This is a genomic window from Bradyrhizobium sp. UNPF46 (assembly GCF_006658625.1).
In the GTDB taxonomy this organism is placed as follows: domain Bacteria; phylum Pseudomonadota; class Alphaproteobacteria; order Rhizobiales; family Xanthobacteraceae; genus Bradyrhizobium; species Bradyrhizobium nitroreducens.
In genome coordinates, this window is sequence record NZ_LFJB01000103.1 from 15,863 (window position 1) to 34,638 (window position 18,776).

Below are 18,776 nucleotides of genomic sequence, written 5' to 3' on the forward strand. Positions count from 1 at the left end.
CGATCTTCGCGCGCCGTGTCCACGATCACTCGCCGAATTGCCCTGTGCGCGCCGGTATCGAGACATGCTGCGATCCCCGAGCAAAGACGTGGGCGCGCTGCGCTTTGCCACCCTACGGCAGCTGGATTGCTTCGCTGCGCTCGCAATGACGATTGAAGCCGCTCACTTCCCTACGACGCCTTGGCTTTCGCGCGTGGCCGCCGCTTGCATGTGCCCGGCAGCTTGGCCGCGAGGAAATCGCCGAGGGCCTCGACGCGGGCGGGGCGGGGGCCGCCGGGGGGCGTCACCAGATGCACGGCGCCTTCGGCCTGCTTCCAGTCCTTCAGGATGATCTCGACGGCGCCGGAGGAGATGGCCTCGCCGACGATGAACTCGGGCAATTCGGCGATGCCGAGACCTGCGATCAGCGAGGGCATCACGGCTTCGCCGTTGTTGACGCGAAGCAGGCCGCCGGGGCGGACGCTGGCCTGCTCGCCGGCGGAATTGGTGTAGTGCCAGACATTCGGCGTCGAGAGATAGGCGTAACTGAAGCACTTATGCTCGGCCAGATGCATCGGATGCGTCGGGCGGCCATGCTTCTTCAGGTATGACGGCGCGGCCACCGTGAAGCGCGGCATGGTGAACAGGCGTCGCGCGATCAGCGAGGAATCCGGCAGCCGCGCGATCCGCACCGCCATGTCGAAACCCTCGCCGATCAGATCGACCGTCGCATCGCTCAAGTGCAGATCGACCGACACTTCCGGATAGGCTTCGAAAAATTCCGGCAGCAGCGGCGCCACGGCCTTGATGCCGAACGTCATGGGCACGGCGAGCCGCACCAGCCCGCGCGGCGCCACCGATTGCGCCAGCGCCTCGTTCTCGGCCGCCTCGCCATCGACCAGCAGGCGCGTGGCGCGCTCGGCGAGCTTGTGGCCGGCATCGGTCAGCGCCAGCCGGCGCGAGGTGCGATTGAACAGCCGGGCGCCGAGCCGCTCCTCCAGCCGCGTCACCGCCTTGGAGACCGTCGCCTTGGACATCGCGAGCTCGCTCGCGGCCCCCGCAAACGATCGTAATTCCACGACCTTTGCGAAGATCGCGAGCGCCTCGAAATCGGGGAGTTTTGCCATGGAAGCCGGTCCGATCGGTTATTTTTGGAAACAATGTGTTTCAACAGTTTCTATTTATATACCACAGCTCGAGGCTTATCCAAGGGGGCAACGGCGGGTTCGGCGCCTGATCGCGCCACCCGCCCAGAAAAGAGGATTTTCGCAAATGATCGAACTCAGACCGTTCGACAAGCTCGGCGGCGCCGACCACGGCTGGCTCAAGGCCAAGCATCACTTCTCCTTCGCGAGTCACTATGACCCGAACAACATGGGCCACGGCGCCTTGCGGGTGTGGAATGACGACGAGATCGCGCCGAACACGGGCTTTCCCGCCCATCCCCACGCCAACATGGAAATCATCACCTATGTGCGTGAGGGCGCGATCACCCATCAGGACAGCCTCGGCAATCGGGGCCGCACCGAGGCAGGCGACGTGCAGGTGATGAGCGCCGGCAGCGGCATCCGTCACTCCGAGTACAATCTGGAACCCACGAAGACGCGGATCTTCCAGATCTGGATCGAGCCGACGGCGCGCGGCGGACAGCCGACCTGGGGCTCGAAGCCGTTTCCGAAGGCGGACCGCTCCGGCAGGCTCGTCACCATCGCGAGCGGGATCGAGGGCGACGCCGACGCGCTGCCGATCCGCGCCGATGCGCGGGTGCTCGCGACGACGCTGAAGGCCGGCGAGAGCGCCGAGTATGCGCCGCAGACGTCGCGGCACCTCTACCTTGTGCCCGCGGCAGGCGCGGTCGAAATCAACGGCGTCCGCGTCAATGCCCGCGACGGCGCTGCGATCCGCGACGAGGACCGGCTGACAATCACGGCGCTGGAAGATACCGAGCTCGTGCTCGTCGACGCCGCGTAGGCGCCGCTCTCTCCGTCATGGCCGGGCTTGTCCCGGCCATCCACGGCTGGAGCAATCAAGAACGTGGATGCCCGGGAAGTCTAGCGCCGAAGACGCGCTTCGCGCTTCTGCCCGGGCATGACAACCTCAAGCTTCATTCAACACCAACGACCCCAACGGAGACCACCCATGACCAAAGTTCTCGTCCTCTATTATTCCGCCTATGGCCATATCGAGGCGATGGCCAATGCCGTTGCCGAAGGCGCGCGCGAGGCCGGCGCGACCGTCGATATCAAGCGCGTGCCCGAGCTGGTGCCGGCCGAGGTCGCGAAGGCCTCCTATTACAAGGTCGACCAGGCCGCTCCCATCGCCAAGATCGAGGATCTCGCGAACTACGACGCAATCATCGTCGGCACCGGCACCCGCTTCGGCCGCATGGCCTCGCAGATGGCGAACTTCCTCGACCAGGCCGGCGGGCTCTGGGCCAAGGGCGCGTTGCACGGCAAGGTCGGCGGCGCCTTCACGTCGACCGCGACCCAGCATGGCGGCCAGGAGACGACGCTGTTCTCCGTCATCACCAACCTGCTGCATTTCGGCATGGTGATCGTCGGCATGAACTACGGCTTTGCCGGCCAGATGAAGCTCGACGAGGTCACCGGCGGCGCGCCCTATGGTGCCACCACCATCACCGGCGGCGACGGCAGCCGCCAGCCCAGCGCCAACGAGCTCGCCGGCGCGCGCTACCAGGGCCGCCAGATCGCGGAGACCGCCAAGAAGCTGCATGGCTGAGCCGCACGGCTAGCCGAACGGCTGATACGATCGCGGCATTCCCGTCCGGGAATGCCGCTTCAACGTATTCCCTTGCCCATCGCCCGCGCCGCGAGGGCGGCAGCCGCGGGATAGCGGCGCAGGCCCTGTGCGGCGTGGTCACGCCAGGCGTAGGGCAGACCGCGCCAGGTCAGGGCGACACTGACATCGGTCAGCGGCACCCGCTCGGCGCCGAAGCGCCGCTTGTAGTCCTGATTGCCGATGCTGAGGTCGAAACGGCGCACGCCCTCTTCATGCAGCGCCGCCATGGTGCGCTCGGCGACGAGCAGCCCCGGCGAGCAGCTCGACCATGAATCACCACCGTGGCTGATGCGGAGCAGGTAATAGGTCGCGCCGTGCCTGACGCCGAGCGCGGTGGCGACGACGCCCTCGTCGCACACCAGCGCCGTGAGGACCGCATAACCTTCCGCGACGCCCTGGCGGGCGACCTCGCGATAGAATCGCGCATGAGTCTCGTCGTTGAGAACGAACGGCGAGCCTAGCTTTCGCATGCGCGCCTGCTGCTGGACATCCATCACGTCCATCAGTTCATGCGCACGCGCAACATTGGTGGCGATCTCGAACCGCGCGCCTTCGTGCCGGCTGAAGACGCGCCAGCAACGCGGCATCTGCATGCGCTTGATCGAGGCCTGATAGTCCGCATAGTCGTCGCCCATCAGCACGAGATTGCCGTTCAGCGAGCAGGACCCGATACGCCCGAGCGACACCAGCGGATTTGGCCTGCCGCCGAGCTGGGCCGGCATCTTCCGCAGGCGAAGCAGATCGAAGCGGTCCGGCAAGGCTCGCAGCGCCGCGACCAGCGCCCTGCTGATCGCCTGCGCCGCCGCCGCGTCCAATGCGGCATCGACCGCGAGGATCGGCGCGTTGTTGTCGGAGACGCCGAGATCGGCGAACTCGACGATGCGGATGCCGCGCCTGACATGGCTGATCATCGGCACCACCGCGATGTCCTTGCCAGTGGCGGCATCGGAGATCACGGCGATCAACGGCGCGACGTCGTCGAACGCCTGATACCAGGCATCGAGCCAGTACCCATGCTGAAAGGCGGTGCGATGCCCTGCATTCAGGCGCGAAGCGGCCTCGCGCCAGTCGCGCACGAATTCGATCGCGATGTCCGAGGTGGCGGACACAACACCATCCAGTTGCTCGACGCTGAGAAACGTCATCGGCGGGGCATACGATTACTGAATGTTTCGGGATAGGTCATGTTTTGTCGCAGACCGGCTTATCGTTAAGCCATTGCCACGACGGACAGCCCTTGATGCGAACGCTTTCACGGCACTGGTTCCGTTTGGGCGACGCATTGGAACCTGGCCAGGAAATGCAGACCGGCCACGGCCAGAGCAAACATGAACCAGATCGGATTCTGCCGTTCGAGCAGGAAGGTCTCGGTCGCTCCATAATAAAGGCCGAACAGCCACACGGTCAGGAACAGCTTGGCCAGCGCGCGGCTGTGGTTATGCGTCCGGGCTGACTGGAAATTGCGAAGCGGTGCGAGCACGAAGACGAGGATCACGAGCATCAGTCCCGGCAGGCCGATGGTCACCGCGAGGTCGAGATAGCTGTTGTGGCTGTGTGCCGCCGAGGTCGCCCATTCCGCACCTTGCGCCGTCTGCCGCGCGGTGACGTCGTCCCAGAAGGCCGCATAGCCGTGGCCGATGATCGGCTTCTCGGCGACCGCCGCGAGCGCGAACTCCCAGATGTCGGAACGGCCGGTGAAGGTGGGATCGAGCGGAAGCAGCCGCGTGATGGCGCCGAGCGCGGGGCTCAGGACACTGCCGACCGTCAGCAGGTTCATCACGATCAGCGGAACGAAGCAGATGATCCGCTTCAGCCACAGGCCAGGGGTGACATAGACCAGCGAGGCGAGCGCGTAGATCGCAAGGCACAGCACCGTCGAGGTCTTGCCGCCCGTGAAGATCAGGAAGATGCCGGCGAGCGCCGCGATCGCCGGACCCATCACGAAGGAGCCGACGGCGGACAGATAGATGCCGACATAAACCAGGATCGTCATCACGGGCGAGGCGATGTTCTTATGGCCGAAACTGCCGCGCCAATCGCCGGCGAGCTGCGGCTCGGTGATGTCGAGCGCCGTATGGATCGCATAATGCGGCGCGAGGAAGACGCCGAGATAGCAGAGCGCGAGCAGCACCAGCGCAGCGGCGCCCAGGCACAGGTTGAAGCTGCGCTGCGACGGCGGCAGCAACGGCAGCAGGACGGCGAGCGATGTCACGCTGGCGGCGAGCACGAACCGCTGTATCGAAACGCCTGGGTTCTCGGAGAGGACGATGTTGATCAGCAGCCAGCCCGCGAGACAGAGATGCAGCGGCGTCACCAGGCTCTTCAGCGCAGGCGCATCGGTGCCAGCAGCGAACAGCACCGCGACCGCGGCCAGAAGGCCCCAGGAGATATAGGCCAGCGCCATTCGCCCACCGACGACGGTGGTCACATCGGGATTGCGCAGGTCGGGAAACGGATCGAGCGTCACCATTACCAGCAGCAGGGCGGCGACGGCGACGAGACAGCGCGCGGCCTGCATGGCGTTCAGCTCCGCCAGCCCATCGCGAAAGGCACAGCCCAATGATCGGGCCTCGAGGTCAGTGATGTCGGCGGCGCTGCGGTCCATGGTTCAGGTCATCTGGTGACGCCGGTGAAGCTCCACGTCCTGGCTGACCTCTGCCAGGCGTCCGTCAACGGGTCTGCCGGCCGTCCGCGTCGCCGGCTGCCGCATGATGCTCCGTGCGATCTCGTAATATTGCAGCGCCCGTTGCTCGAGCGTGAGGTTATCCAGGATATAGCTGCGCGGATCGAAAGCTCCCGCGGCACAGCCGGCCCAGAAGTCGTCCCACCCGGCCTCGAACCCGGCGATGTCGGTGAACCTGGCGCCGCAGCGATCGTCCCAATACGGCACCGACGACACCGGCGCGAACTGCACGCGGTGCGGATAGTAGTCGGGGTCCCGCCAGGGCCCGCCCGGATCCCAGGCGAAGACAGGCACGCCGCAAGACAGGGCCTGCTGATAGGCGATGCCCTGGCTCTCGTTCTGGCACAGAAAGATCATCGCGCGCGAAGCCGCCAGGGCGGCCTGGAAGTCTTCCTCCTTGTAGCTGCCATAACGCAGCTCCGTGAACGAACGTCCCTCCCTGACGAGCCGGGCCCGAACGGGCTCGATCAACTCCGGCGCATAGCGCTCGCGATCCCAGTGGACCTTGTCGTAGACCAGTACGTCGACTGTCTTCCGCGAAGGGTGCGACGGCGCCCAGAGATCGGTGTCGATGCCGATCGGCCAGGCTTCGGTGTCGGGCCAGTGCGGCCGGTACATGTCGACGTACCAGGGGCCGGGCACCACGACCTTCTTCACCGGCAGACGCTTGAACAGGTCAGGGTCGTCGAGCGGATGATTGTGGGCGGCGACGCCGAGCAGGATCGGGTTCTTCCACGCGAACTTGTCGAGCAGGAAGGTGCGGCCGATGATGCAGGCGAGCTCGTCGGGGTGCTGCGCGATGTAGCCGTAATCGTTGACGCGGTAGCGGATCCCGAGCCGGTCGAGCCCCGCACAGAGGTTGAGGAACACGCGAAGCTGTCCGCTCATGCGCGGCTCGCCGAGCAGCAGGCGGCGCGCCATGCGCCGCAGATGCCGGTCGCCGGGAAACCAGCGATCGTCCTTGTCCTCGTAGAAGAGGTTGAGGATCATCGCATCGGGGTCGTGTTCGAACGTCTTTGCGGGCACTGGATCCATCCGCGGCAACCTGATGCGCATTCTCGCATGAGACAGGCCGTCACTCTCCTCGAAATTTGCCACAGGCTTAATGCCAGCGGCTTAACGCTATTTGACGAAACCGGCGCCGCGATGGCCTTCCCGGCAACCATTCGCGTGCGATGCGGGTATCATCCGCGAGCAACCAAGGTTGCGATCGCCCGCGTTTCAAGTGCGGCGGATGCGCCCTGGTTAACAGATCATTAAGGGCGAGCAGTAGCGTGATCACCGCCGAAGACGTTCTCGAATTGCCGGCCGCCTCTCGCGTGGGGCCGGCAGCGCGTCAGCCGCTGCCGGCGACGTCGGTCCCGCTCGTATCCGTCGTCATTCCCGCCAAGAACGTCGCGGCCTATATCGGCGAAACCCTCGCCAGCGCGCTCGCGCAAGGCGAGGTCGGCGAAGTGATCGTGGTGGACGATGGTTCCACCGACAACACCACCGCAATCGTCCGCGCCATTCGCGATCCGCGCCTGCGGTTGATGGCAAACGACGCCGCCGGCGTGTCGGCGGCGCGCAATCTCGGCGCGCGATATGCCAGCGGCGACTGGCTGCTCTTCCTCGATGCCGACGACCGGCTCCGCCCGGGAGCGGTGGCTGCATTGCTGACGGTCGCCCGCAGCGCGCCGCGCGCGGTTCTGGTCTATGGCGACTACAACACGATCGACAGCGAAGGGCGCCAGATCGGCCGGCGTGGCCTCTTGAAAGGACGCCGGAAGCCGTCCGGCGACGTGCTGACGCGGCTTGCCGCCGGCAATTTCATCGTCAATGGCGGCATCGCGCTCGCACGCGCGGAAGCCTTCCGTGCCATCGGCGGCTTCGATACGTCCCTGAGATATTGCGAGGACTGGCATTGCTGGTGCCGCCTCGCCGCGATCGGCGAATTCGAGTTCGCGCCAAAACTGCTGCTCGATTATCGTCTGCACACCGCCAACACCATGAACGCCGCGGTGCGGACGCCGAAAGACTTCTTCCCGGCCATTGCGCGGGTGTTCGACGACGGGTTGATCCTGGCGAGATTGCCGGAGAGCATGACGGCCGGGCTGCGCCTCGCCGCCGAGATTCATCTCGTCACCTATTCGGCGATGCAGGCGGTGCGCTTCGGCAGATATCGCGACGCTTTCTCCTATCTCGCCATGATCGGCCGGCGATCGCTCAAGGCGTTGCCGCGTGCTGCGGCCAGGACCGCCCTCGCCCGCTTCGGGATCTAGCCCGTCCGCGGCTGCGTCAGGACACGATCTTCGAGGCCTCGTAAGGCTTCGGCTCGATCCCGAACGCTGCCAGCAGCGAGCCGAACGCAACCAGCACCGGGTGCATGGCAACGACGGCCTTCGACGACGTCAGCAGGCCGGCAGCGCGAAACAACGACAGCGGCAATCGTCCCAGCATCTGCGCGAACACCCGCGCCCGCGCCGCCGCACTCCGCGCAGCCTTGTATTGCACCCGATAATTGATCGCGCCGATGCGCAGGCCGCGCTTTGCGATCCAGCCGAGGCTGGTGCGGCTTTGCGGCACGGTCTCGGTGATGACCGCCTCCGCCGTCCAGTGGAAGATCATGCCGGCGTCACGGCAGCGCACGAAGAAGTCGCAATCGCCGCCGCCGAGGAAGTTGAAGCGGAGGTCGAACGCGGGACGGTCGGACCGCTCGAAGGCCGCGCGCGTGATCAGGCAATTGCCGCAGCCATAGATCAGCGGCACCGCGCCGGAATAATCATAGGCGGGACGGAAGGCGGGATGACGCGCCAGCCACGGCTTGCTGTCGTCCTCGAACACCGGCAGCACCGGGCCGCCGACCACGTCGGCCCCGGTCGCCTCCGCGGTGCGGACCATCAGCTCGAGCCAGTCGGGTGAGGCGATCTCGTCGTCGTCGATCATCAGGAAGCGGGTGGCGGCGGGGAACAGCGCCTGCGCCGTCTCGAACGCGGCATTGATCGCCTGGCAATTGCCCTGCCGCCTCTCGACCAGGCAGACGCCCTGCAGCCTGCCCTCGGCCAGGAATTCCGCGGCGACCGGCGCGCTCTCGCGCTGCACGGCATCGTTCTCGACCATGACGACGGCAAAGGAGCGCGGAGTGCGCTGGTTCGCCAGCGAGTCCAGCGTCAGCCGCAGGTGCTGCGGACGACGGAAGCAGGGAATGCAGACGACGATGCCGACCGACAGGTCGATGATTCGGGAGCTCGCCGCGATCTCCCGGTTGGGATCGCGCACGGCATCCGAGATGCGCGTGGTGGACAGCTCTGTCGGGATCAATGTCATGACGTTCTCAATGTCCGAGATATGTTGAAAAAGCCCTGCTTCGATCACGCGTCCTGCGATGGCACATCGCCGCGGGACAGATGCGTCCCAGAATGAACGGCCGGTCGAGGCGCGTCAGCCCATGGCCTCGCGCCGATCTCATGGCCGCCCAGAAACAAATTCATCCGTTTAACCGCTTTGCCCGGTTTCTCCCGCGAAATCATGCGCGCGTGGTACTGCAAGTCGCGGTCCATGCGGCGACAACGACCCAACATGAACAATACCGTAGTTAATGCACATGCGCATTAACCGGGCCGTAAGCACTGCCACCGGTGAGACCGCGCGGCATCGGATTTGCTCTTCGGGCAAGCGAGTTTTTTCCTGTAAATTTGATTAGAACAAGCGCGGTCAGAAAACATGAACAAGCCAGCCACGATCGATTTCGCAACAGCCACGGCGATCCGGATTCCCGCAGGCCCCGTCCAGGCGCTGCACGATCTCGTTCCCGGCGAAGCGCGCGACAGCCTGCTTGCCGTTCACGACGTCCTGCGCCGCGAGCTGCCGAAGGACCCGCTTGCCATCTACGAAGCCGGCGGAGGCTCGTGCAGCGTGCTGCCGCCGGAATTGCTCGGTCGCAGCAAGGTCACCGTCGTCGACATCGACGAGGACCAGGTCCGCAACAACACCTACGCGGACGAGGCGATCCTCGGCGACGTACAGACCTACCGTTTCGGCCGCGAGACCTTCGATCTCGTGATCTGCTACAACGTGATCGAGCATCTGCCCCATGTCGACGCCGCGCTCCTGAACTTCCGCGATGCGCTCAAGCGCGGCGGCATGATCCTGATCGGCGCCCCCAATCCGCGCTCGCTGTCGGGTGTCGTCACCAAATATTCGCCGCACTGGTTTCACGTCTGGTTCTACCGGCACATCCGCGGCATCAAGGACGCGGGCCTGCCCGGCGAGCCGCCGTTCCCGACCTTCTTTCATCCGCTGGTGACGCTGCCCCGGCTCGAAGCCTTCGCGGCCGCCAACGGCCTCGAGATGGTCTACCGCCGCGAGGTCGAAAGCCCGCGCTATCCCGAGATGCGTCGGCGCAAGCCGCTGTTCGCGGCCCTCGTGGATGCCGGCGCCACCCTGCTCAATACCATGCTGTCGCGCGGCACCGACGTCCGCCGCGGCGACTATCACGTCATCCTGCGGAAGATCTGACCATCATGGCGTGCGCGCGGCCCATTGCAGGACAAAGGAAGCCTCGCGGCCGTGCCGTGCGCGGTAACGAACGGTTAATCTTCACGGAGCCCCTGCATGTCGGGCGTCACGAGGACGCATCGCTGAGCGGCAAGCGTTTAAACGCTTTGTTTGCCATTTCGGTGAATAGTCCCTCGGTGAGTATGGTTAATTTTCCCTGTTGCGTTGATTGGGCCCCTATATCCCGGGGGCGTGGCGTAGAGCGAAGAGTAACCCCTCAGCCTGCGGCATTTGGAATGAAAGCTGGGGATCATGCTTGACTATAACCAGCCGATAGATCGGGCGAGAGCCGAGCCCCCGCAACAGAGATCTCAGGCCGGCTTCAACGTGCTGGAGCTCGCCAATCTGCTCTGGCGGCGCAAGGTCGCGATCGCCGCGGCTGCCCTGCTCGGCGCAACGCTTGCCGTCACCATCGGCAAGAGCATGACGCCCCGCTACACCGCCACCGCCCAGCTCTATGTCGACCCGCGCGAGCTTCAGCTCGTCGACCGCGAGCTCACGCCGCGCGCGCAGGACGTCTCCGGCATGTCCATGGTGGTGGAGAGCCAGGCGCGCCTGATCACCTCCAACAGCGTGCTGCTCCAGGTGATCCAGCAGGCGGGCCTCGACAAGGATCCGGAATTCGGCGGCGGCGGAAGTGCCAGCCCAATGTCGTCGCTGCTTGGCCTGATCGGTCTTCAACCTGCGGCGCCCTCCGCCGCGGAGAAGAAGGAAGTGCAGTTGGCGGCACTCGACGCGCTGAACCGGCACATCACCATCCGCAAGACCGAGAAGAGCTTCATCGTCGACGTCGAGGTCTGGTCGACCGATCCGGCGAAAGCGGCGATGCTCGCCAACACGCTGACCAGCGCCTATCTCGCCGAATCCCGCAACTCGCAGGCTTCGGCGGCACGGCGCGCCACCAACGATCTGTCCGGTCGCCTCAAGGAGCTGCGCGAGCGGCTACGCAGCGCCGAGACGGCGCTCGCCACCTACAAGGCGCAGAACAATTTCGTCGGCACCCAGGACGCGCTGATCAGCGATCAGCAGCTCTCCGCCAGCAACCAGCGGCTGTCCGCGGCCCGCGCGGCGACGATGGATGCCCAGGCGCGGCTCGACCAGATCGAGGCGAGCCGGCGCACGGCCGCCGATGCCGGCGCGAATTCGGAGGCGCTGCAATCGCCGACCATCGCGAATCTGCGCGCGCAATATGCCGACGCCCGCAAGAAATATGCGGAGCAGGCCGGCGAGCTCGGCCCGCGCCATCCGGCGCTGCGCCAGACCGAGAAGCAGGTCGAGGATCTCAAGCGCGCCATCAGCGAGGAGATCGACCGCTTCGCCCAGTCGGCCAAGAACGATCTGACGCGCGCCCGCGACTTCGAGGCCTCGCTCAACCGGGCGCTGGAAGCGCAGAAGCGGCAAAGCGTCCAGCTCAGCCAGGCCGCCGTGCGCCTGCGCGAGCTCGAGCGCGAGGCCGATGCCAGCCGCGACGTCTACCAATCCTTCCTGAAGCGCTCGCGCGAGACCGAGGAGCAGGAGACGCTCAACACCTCGGCGGCCCGCGTGATCGGCGAGGCGACGGTGCCGCAGCGACGCTCGTTCCCGCCGGCGATGAGTCTGTTCGCCATGATCGGCTTCATCTTCGGCGCGCTCGCGGCCGCAAGCTGGTTTGTCGCGGCCGAGCTCCTGTTCGCCGGCGCGACGGCACCGGTCCCCGCACTAGCCCGCCGTGAGCGCAAGCCGGTGCCGGAGAAGGCGCGCGCGCCCGAGGTCTTGCCGGCTGCGGAAGCGCCGCGGCCTCAGCAGGCTTCGGAGCTTGCGGAAGCGGCGCAGGCGCTGCCCGAACTCGCCGCGCCGTCGCTGCAGCCAGCGATGGTCGAGAAGCCGTTGATCGAAAAGCCCTTGATCGCGCGCCTTCAGGAGGCCGACGTCATCCACACGCTCGGCGCCATTCTTGCCACCGGCGGCGGTGTCGACCTCACACGGTTGGGCTGGCCGACGTTGCGGCCGGGCTTTCCCCTGACGAAGCTGCTCAACGCCTGGCGCGACATGCGCGCTGCCGTGGCCCGGCGCGCCGAAGGCAAGGCGATGCCCGTCATTGCGCTCGTCGGTGCCGGCGAGACCACGGGACGCAGCGTGGCTGCGCTGAATTTCGCGCTCGCAGCCGCGCGCGACGGCGCCCGCGTGCTGATGATCGATGCCGACCATCAGGCCCACGCGCTCTCGAACAAGATTAACCGCCCCGGCAAGAGCGAGCCGAGCAGGTTCGGCTGGCTCTCGATCGGCAGCAAGGCCGCACGCGAGATCAAGACGGTCAACGGCATTTCGGTGCTGCCCGCCGGCGAAGGCGATGGCAGCAAGGCGACTGATGCGATCCGCAAGGCGATTGGTCAGGCGCGCGCGGCGGGGGGCTATGACCTCGTCGTCCTCGACGGCCCCGCCATGCCGCTTCTTGCCGGCAGCCGCAAGCTGCTCGACGAGGTCGACGCGCTGGTGGCGGTGCTGCCGACCAGCCACGACATCAATGACAGCCTGGAAGAGATCCTGGCCGGGCTCGGCCGCGCCGAGCGCAAGCTCGTCGGCGTCGTGCTCGACGAGCTCACCCCGGCGGTCGAAACGCGCCAGCGAGGCAGACAATATGCTTGAGCGCCGCGTCAACATTGATGGACGGGCAGCGACGGCCGAGGTTCCGCGGATCACCGTGGGCGGGCTCCGCATGGCCGCGATCGACCTGGAAGCCACCGCCGATTTCATGATCGAGGCGACCGATCCCGACAATCGCATCGGCCGCCCGCTGTTCCTGACCTCGGCCAATGGCGAGGTTCTGGCGCGCTGCTCGACCGAGCCGCAGACCGAACGCCTGTTCCGCGCCGCCGACCTGATCAACGCCGACGGCCAGCCGCTGGTCGCCGCCTCGCGACTGCAATCCTGGTTTCCGCTGCCCGAGCGCGTTGCGACCACGGATCTGTTCCATGTGGTTGCGCGCAAGGCGGAAGCGGCCGGCCGCACCTTCTACATGTTCGGCGCCAGCGAGGAGGAGAACATCGCGGCGGTCGAGAACGTCCAGAAGCTCTATCCCGACCTCAAGATCGTCGGCTACAGCCACGGCTATCTGCGCGGCGAGGCGCTGCGCGCGAAGGTCGAGGAGATCAATGCGCTTGCGCCTGATTATCTATGGGTCGCGCTCGGCGTGCCCAACGAGCAGGCATTCGTGAAGGAGTTCACCCCGCACCTCACCAATGTCGGCGTTATCAAGACATCCGGCGGCCTGTTCAATTTTTTGTCGGGCAGCCGTTCCCGTGCGCCGCAATGGATGCAGAAGATCGGGCTTGAATGGGCCTGGCGCACGCTGCTCGAGCCGCGCCGCCTGTTCTGGCGCTATTTGACCACGAACCCCCGCGCGCTCTATCTTCTCTTCAGCCGCAACCGACCCGTCCGCTAAGAGAAGAGCAGAAGACGACATGACAGACCGACCGACCGTCCTCGTCACCGGGGGCGCGGGCTATATTGGCTCGCACGCCTGCCGCGCATTGACCGCCGCCGGCTATCAGCCCGTCGTTTATGACAATCTCTCGACAGGCCACCGCAGCTTCGTTGCAGGTCCCCTGGTGACGGGCGATCTGCTCGACGGCGCGGCGCTGGCGCGCGCCTTCGCCGAGCACAAGGTCACGGCGGTGATGCATTTCGCGGCCGCCAGCCTCGTCGGCGAGTCCATGACCGATCCGCAGAAATACTATGTCAACAATGTGCAGGGCACGCTGTCGCTGCTGCAGGCGATGCGCAACGCGAATTGCCATCGCATCGTGTTCTCCTCGACCGGCGCGGTCTACGGCAACGCCGATTCAAAGGAACTGCCGGAAGACTTTCCCTGCGCACCGATCAATCCCTACGGCGCGTCGAAATGGATGATCGAGCGGATGCTGGCCGATTACCGCTCAGCCTACGGCTTCGGCGCGTTCTGCCTGCGCTATTTCAACGCCAGCGGCGCCGATCCCGCCGGCGGCATCGGCGAGCTGCGCGACAACGAGACCCATCTCATTCCCCGCGCCATGATGGCGCTGCAGGGTCATGTCGACTTCGCAGTGTTCGGCGACGACTACGACACGCCCGACGGAACCGCGATCCGCGATTACATCCACGTCACCGACCTTGCCGCAGCGCATGTCGCGGCATTGAAGCTGCTGGAAGGCGGGCATGCCGGCGGCAGCTTCAATCTGGGCACCGGCTCCGGCTTCTCGGTGCGCGAGATCCTCAATGCGATCAAGCAGGAGACCGGACGCGAGGTGCCGCACACCGTCAAGCCGCGTCGCGCCGGCGATCCGACTTATCTGGTCGCAGATCCTTCCGCTGCGAGAAAAGTGCTGAACTTCGTGCCGCGTCACTCCGACCTGCCTACGGTGATCCGCACCGCCTGGGCCTGGCACCAGAAGGCGCATCCGTTCAGACCGCGCTAGACCATCGGCGCGCCCGCGCCTTGCTTCGCCGGGAACGGAGCGCCGCAGTCCTCAGACCACGGCGCGCTTCAGCCGTGACGCCGCGGCTTCCGTGGCGGCAATTTCGGGCTCCGGCTGGAGCGGCGGGGCGACAGGCGGCACCATCGGCCGCAGCAGCTCGGCCATCTGCCGCGCCGGCAAGGGCTTGGAGATGAGGAAGCCCTGCATCTCGTCGCAGCCATGGGTGCGCAGGAATGCCTCCTGCTCGGCGTTCTCGACGCCTTCGGCGACGACGGTCATGCCGAGCGCCTTGCCCATGCTGATGATGGCCTGCGCGATCGCCTGGTCTTCCGAATCCTGCGGCAGGTCGCGCACGAAGGAGCGGTCGATCTTGATGGTGTCGATCGGGAAGTGCTTCATCAGGGACATCGACGAATAGCCGGTGCCGAAATCGTCGATGGCGAGGCGGATGCCGCGGCTCTGGATGGCGTCGAGCACCTTGAGGGCGCGACCGACGTTGCGCATCATCATGCTCTCGGTGACTTCGAGCTGGAGCAGCACCGGCGACATGCCGCTGGCCGCCAGCGCCTCGTCGACGTCCTGCAACAGATGTTCGTCGGCGAACTGCCGCGGCGACAAATTGACCGCCATCGACACCGGCAGCAGGCCGCGGCGCTGCCAGGCCATCGCCTGCGCGCAGGCCTCGTTGAGGACCCAGCGGCCGATCGGCACGATCAGCCCGGTTTCCTCCGCGAGCGGAATGAACTGCGCCGGCGAGATGCTGCCGAGATCGGGATGGGTCCAGCGCAGCAGCGCCTCGACGCCGGTGATCTGGCCAGTCTCCATCTCCACCTTGGGCTGGTAGTTCAGCGAAAACTGCCCGCGCTCCAGCGCCCGGCGCAGCGCGCTCTCCAGCGACAGACGCTCGATCGACTGCGTCTTCACTTCCTTGGAGAAGAAGCGATAGCCGTTCTTGCCGTCTTCCTTGGCGAGATACATCGCCATGTCGGCGTTCTTGGTCAGCGTCTGCGCATCCGAGCCATTCGCCGGATACATCGCGATGCCGATCGACGCCGTGGTGTGGCACTCGTGCCCGGCCAGCTCCATGGGCTGGGCAAGCGCGGTCAGGAGTTCGGTCGCGATGCGCTGAACGTCGTCGATCTCGCCGCACTGGTCGAGGATCACCACGAACTCGTCGCCGCCGAGCCGCGCCACCACGTCGCTGGTCCGCAGCGCGCCGCGCAGGCGGTTTGCGACTTCGAGCAGCAGCAGATCGCCGGCCTCGTGCCCGAGTGAATCGTTGATGACCTTGAAGCGGTCGAGGTCGATGAACAATACCGCAAAGCGGTGATCGTGACGCTCTGCCGTGTCGATCGCCTCGCGAAGAAGCGCATTGAAGGTCTCGCGGTTCGGAAGGTCGGTCAGGCTGTCGTGCGAGGCGAGGTATTCGATCCGCTCGTCCGCCTGGTTCTTGGCGTCGGCGCGATCGAAATTCTCCATCGCAAAGGAGACGTTGTCGGCCAGACGCTGCAACAGCTCGACGAACTCGGTCGTGAAGGTGGCGGGCTCGGTCGACATGTAGATCATGACGCCGACCGCCTGGTCGTGAACGACGAGCGGAAACGCCGCGCCCGAGCGCGCGCCGTCGCCGCGCACGATGGCGTGGAAGGCGCTCACACGCTGGTCGTTGAGATAGTCGTTGCTGATGCAGGGCTGGCGCGTACGGAACGCCGTGCCGCTCATTCCGCGCCCTTCCGGCCGCTCCGGATCGATGGAGAGACGAACGTTGCGCGTGGTGTCGGCGGACGGGCCGGCACTCGCCACGATCTCCAGCTGATCGCTGTCGGCCTTGGCCAGGGCAATCGTCGTCGAGGTGAACTTGGCACCGTTCGAGGCCGCAAGGCACACGAGATCGAACAGTTCGGCGCGCGACTTCGCCCGCATGATCGCCTCGTTGGTCGCGCTCAGGGACGCGAACATGCGCGTCAGGCGCTCCTTCTGCGCCTCGGTGCGGGCCTTTTCCTCGGCCCGATCGAAATTGTCGAGGGCGAAGGAGACGTTCTCGGCGAGGCGTCCCAGCAATTCGACCAGATCGGGCGTGAATGTATTCTCTTCAGATGCGAGGAAAAGCAGGATGCCGATGGGCTCCTGGCCTGTCTTCAGAAGCGGGAAGCTGGCGGCCGCGCGCGTTCCGTCCTCGACCGCCTTCGTCCGCCAGTACATGGACCGCGGCTCGTTCAGATAGTCATTCATGACACTGGGCCGGCGATTCCGGAGCGAGGCCCCGATGATGCCCTGGGCCTCGGGATGGCCGGGGGAGATATTGCAGGTCCGTCCGGCCATCTGCTCCTGCAGACGCCCCTTCACCGCGACGACACGAACGATTTCGTTGCCCTTGTCGATGATGCCGATCGTGGCCGAGGCAAACACGTCGCCGAGGACGGCAGCCTGGCAAGCGGCCTCGAACAATTCCTCGCGCGTCTTGGCGCGGATGATGGCTTCATTGGTTGCGCTGAGCGCCTCGAACATTCCGGTCAGGCGGTTACGCTGCTTGTCCGCCTGCGCCTTCTCCTCGGCACGCTCGAAACTTTCCAGCGCGAAGGCGACATTTGCCTGAAGCTTGCGCAGCAATTCGACGAATTCATCCGTGAAGGTGCCGCGCTCCGGAGAGTTGAACAGGAATACGCCCTCGATCCGATCGCCGTTGAACAGCGGCAGTGCCGCAGAGGACGCGATGCCGGTGCGGCGGGCGCTGGCGTGCCACGGCGCGATACGCTCGTCGGCGAGCACGTCGTTGCTGACGGCGGGCTGGCGCGTGCGGAAGGCGGTGCCGGTCAGGCCGCGGCCTTCCGGCACGTCCTCGGAGGTTGAGAACTTGAAATTGCGAACATGGTCCGCGTTCGGCCCGTAGCTGGCGACGACGCGCAGCAGCTCGGCGTCATGGTCGACCAGCGCGATGTTGGCCGAGGTGAACTTGGCGCCCTTCGCGGTCGCCTCGCAGACGAGGTCGAACAGCTCGGCGCGCGACCGCGCCCGCAGGATCGCCTCGTTGGTGGCGCTGAGCGCCGCATACATGCGCGCCAGCCGTTCCTCTTCCGCGGCAATTCTGGCCTTCTCGGACACCCGGTCGAAATTCTCGATTGCGAACGAGACGTTCTCGGCCATGCGCAGCAGCAGCGCAACGACTTCCTCGTCCTTGGCCCATGACTTGCTGATGAAGAACAGGACAATGCCGACGCTCTCGCCAAACTTGATCAGCGGAGCGGCTACACAGGCCGCGACACCCGTATTCACATTGGCCTGCTCCCACAGCGTTCCCTTCGTGCGGCTGACGAGGTCGTCCTCGACAAGGGGCCTTTGGCTGCGGAAGACGGTGCCGGAGATGCCGCGGCCATAGGGGTTGGCGGCATCGACGGAATATTTGGTCTGGGCGACCAGCTCCAGATTCGGGCCGGTGCCGGCGACTGGCTTCAGCCAGTGGGTGTCCCGCTCCTTCAGCAGGACGATGGTCGCGAGCGACTTGCCGCCATGGACGGAGGCGTCGCACACGAGCTGGTACAGCTCCTGCTCGGTCTTGGCGCGCAGAATGGCCTCGTTGGTGGCGCTGAGGGCGCCGAACATGCGGTTGAGACGCCGCGTCGCCCGCTCGCTGGCTTGCTGCGCGGTGTCGCGCGCGAAATTGTCCAGCGCATAGGAAATGTTGGCCGACATGCGCTCGAACAGCGCGACCATCTGCTCGTTCAGCGAATTGGGCTCGCTGCGGGTCACCAGCAACACGCCGACACTCTTGCCGTTGCAGAGCAGCGGCAACGCCGCCGCCGCACCGATATGGGCCGCAGCCGCGCCTGCGCGCCACGCCAGCGAGCGCGGATCATTCAGATAGTCGTTGCTGATGCACAGCTTCTGATCGCGAAACGCCTCGCCCCCCACACCCGATCCTTCGGGCGTGCCGGCTTCCGTGGTGATGACGATCGAGCGCAATCGCTCGATGTCATCGCCGCAGCCCGCCGCAAACCGCAGGCGGCGGCCGTCCGGTTCGACCAGGAACACCGCCACGGCCAAGAAGTCCCCGCTCGAAAACCCGGCGTCGCAGACCTTCTGGTACAGCTCGTCCGGCGATTTCGCATAGAGAATCGCCTCGTTCATGGCGCTCAACGCCGCAAAGGTGCGCGCGAGTGTCGTCGGCACGATCTCAGCTCCCGGGCATTCTGCCTATTTCTCCCGGTGACTTTATGAACGGCCATCGCCTAAGTGGTCGTTATTGCGCGCTGCAAACCCTCAATCAAAGTGAACGAGCTGCGAACGACCTGCGCCAAACTGCAGGAAATACCGCCGCACGGGACGATTCGCCGACCAATGGCGGGTCT

The 18,776-nt window shown here is 65.8% G+C and carries 13 protein-coding genes; 7 read left to right on the forward strand and 6 right to left on the reverse strand.

Annotated elements, in window-relative coordinates:
* Positions 1 to 170: 170 nt before the first annotated feature.
* Positions 171 to 1,106 (reverse strand): LysR family transcriptional regulator, encoded by a 936-nt coding sequence (locus UNPF46_RS33675; protein WP_100174627.1) that lies wholly within the window; start codon positions 1,104 to 1,106, stop codon positions 171 to 173.
* 145 nt (positions 1,107 to 1,251) lie between these two features.
* Between UNPF46_RS33675 and UNPF46_RS33680 the strand changes: the two genes are divergently transcribed.
* Both UNPF46_RS33680 and wrbA read left to right on the forward strand, forming a co-directional pair.
* Positions 1,252 to 1,950 (forward strand): pirin family protein, encoded by a 699-nt coding sequence (locus tag UNPF46_RS33680; protein ID WP_142252947.1) that lies wholly within the window; start codon positions 1,252 to 1,254, stop codon positions 1,948 to 1,950.
* Positions 1,951 to 2,118: 168 nt separating this feature from the next.
* Positions 2,119 to 2,718, forward strand: a complete 600-nt coding sequence (wrbA, locus tag UNPF46_RS33685; protein ID WP_100174625.1) for an NAD(P)H:quinone oxidoreductase — start codon at positions 2,119 to 2,121, stop codon at positions 2,716 to 2,718.
* Positions 2,719 to 2,777: 59 nt separating this feature from the next.
* Here the strand turns inward: wrbA and UNPF46_RS38030 are convergent, their stop codons facing one another.
* The 3 genes from UNPF46_RS38030 to UNPF46_RS33700 all read right to left on the reverse strand — a co-directional run bounded on the left by UNPF46_RS38030 (position 2,778) and on the right by UNPF46_RS33700 (position 6,487).
* Entirely contained in the window at positions 2,778 to 3,923 is a 1,146-nt protein-coding gene (locus UNPF46_RS38030; RefSeq protein WP_181770240.1) for a GNAT family N-acetyltransferase, read from the reverse strand.
* A 107-nt stretch (positions 3,924 to 4,030) separates the two neighbouring features.
* Positions 4,031 to 5,383: an O-antigen ligase family protein gene (locus UNPF46_RS33695; RefSeq protein ID WP_142252948.1), complete on the reverse strand. Its 1,353-nt coding sequence runs from the start codon at positions 5,381 to 5,383 to the stop codon at positions 4,031 to 4,033.
* 3 nt (positions 5,384 to 5,386) lie between these two features.
* Positions 5,387 to 6,487, reverse strand: coding sequence for a glycosyltransferase (locus UNPF46_RS33700; RefSeq protein WP_142252949.1), 1,101 nt, complete (start codon positions 6,485 to 6,487; stop codon positions 5,387 to 5,389).
* Between the two features lie 248 nt (positions 6,488 to 6,735).
* Here UNPF46_RS33700 and UNPF46_RS33705 point away from each other — a divergent pair, with 248 nt between their 5' ends.
* On the forward strand, positions 6,736 to 7,722 hold the full coding sequence (locus UNPF46_RS33705) for a glycosyltransferase (RefSeq protein ID WP_181770241.1): 987 nt from the start codon (positions 6,736 to 6,738) through the stop codon (positions 7,720 to 7,722).
* Between the two features lie 16 nt (positions 7,723 to 7,738).
* On the opposite strand, the gene UNPF46_RS33710 is transcribed toward UNPF46_RS33705, so the two are convergent.
* Positions 7,739 to 8,767 carry a glycosyltransferase family 2 protein gene (locus tag UNPF46_RS33710; RefSeq protein ID WP_142252950.1) on the reverse strand — a complete coding sequence of 343 codons (1,029 nt, stop codon included), beginning with the start codon at positions 8,765 to 8,767 and terminating at the stop codon, positions 7,739 to 7,741.
* Between the two features lie 396 nt (positions 8,768 to 9,163).
* Between UNPF46_RS33710 and UNPF46_RS33715 the strand changes: the two genes are divergently transcribed.
* From UNPF46_RS33715 to galE, 4 genes are all read left to right on the forward strand, one after another.
* A complete protein-coding gene (locus UNPF46_RS33715; protein WP_100174622.1) occupies positions 9,164 to 9,958 on the forward strand; it encodes a class I SAM-dependent methyltransferase in 795 nt (264 codons plus the stop codon).
* A 291-nt stretch (positions 9,959 to 10,249) separates the two neighbouring features.
* Positions 10,250 to 12,622 (forward strand): exopolysaccharide transport family protein, encoded by a 2,373-nt coding sequence (locus UNPF46_RS33720; protein ID WP_142252951.1) that lies wholly within the window; start codon positions 10,250 to 10,252, stop codon positions 12,620 to 12,622.
* Complete coding sequence (locus UNPF46_RS33725; protein WP_142252952.1) at positions 12,615 to 13,418, forward strand: WecB/TagA/CpsF family glycosyltransferase; 804 nt, start codon at positions 12,615 to 12,617, stop codon at positions 13,416 to 13,418. The genes UNPF46_RS33720 and UNPF46_RS33725 overlap by 8 nt, the downstream gene beginning before the upstream one ends.
* Positions 13,419 to 13,437: 19 nt before the next feature.
* Positions 13,438 to 14,430 carry a UDP-glucose 4-epimerase GalE gene (gene galE / locus UNPF46_RS33730; RefSeq protein ID WP_100174619.1) on the forward strand — a complete coding sequence of 331 codons (993 nt, stop codon included), beginning with the start codon at positions 13,438 to 13,440 and terminating at the stop codon, positions 14,428 to 14,430.
* Positions 14,431 to 14,481: 51 nt separating this feature from the next.
* Here galE and UNPF46_RS33735 read toward each other — a convergent pair whose 3' ends face one another.
* Entirely contained in the window at positions 14,482 to 18,597 is a 4,116-nt protein-coding gene (locus UNPF46_RS33735) for a bifunctional diguanylate cyclase/phosphodiesterase (RefSeq protein ID WP_142252953.1), read from the reverse strand.
* Positions 18,598 to 18,776: the final 179 nt, after the last annotated feature.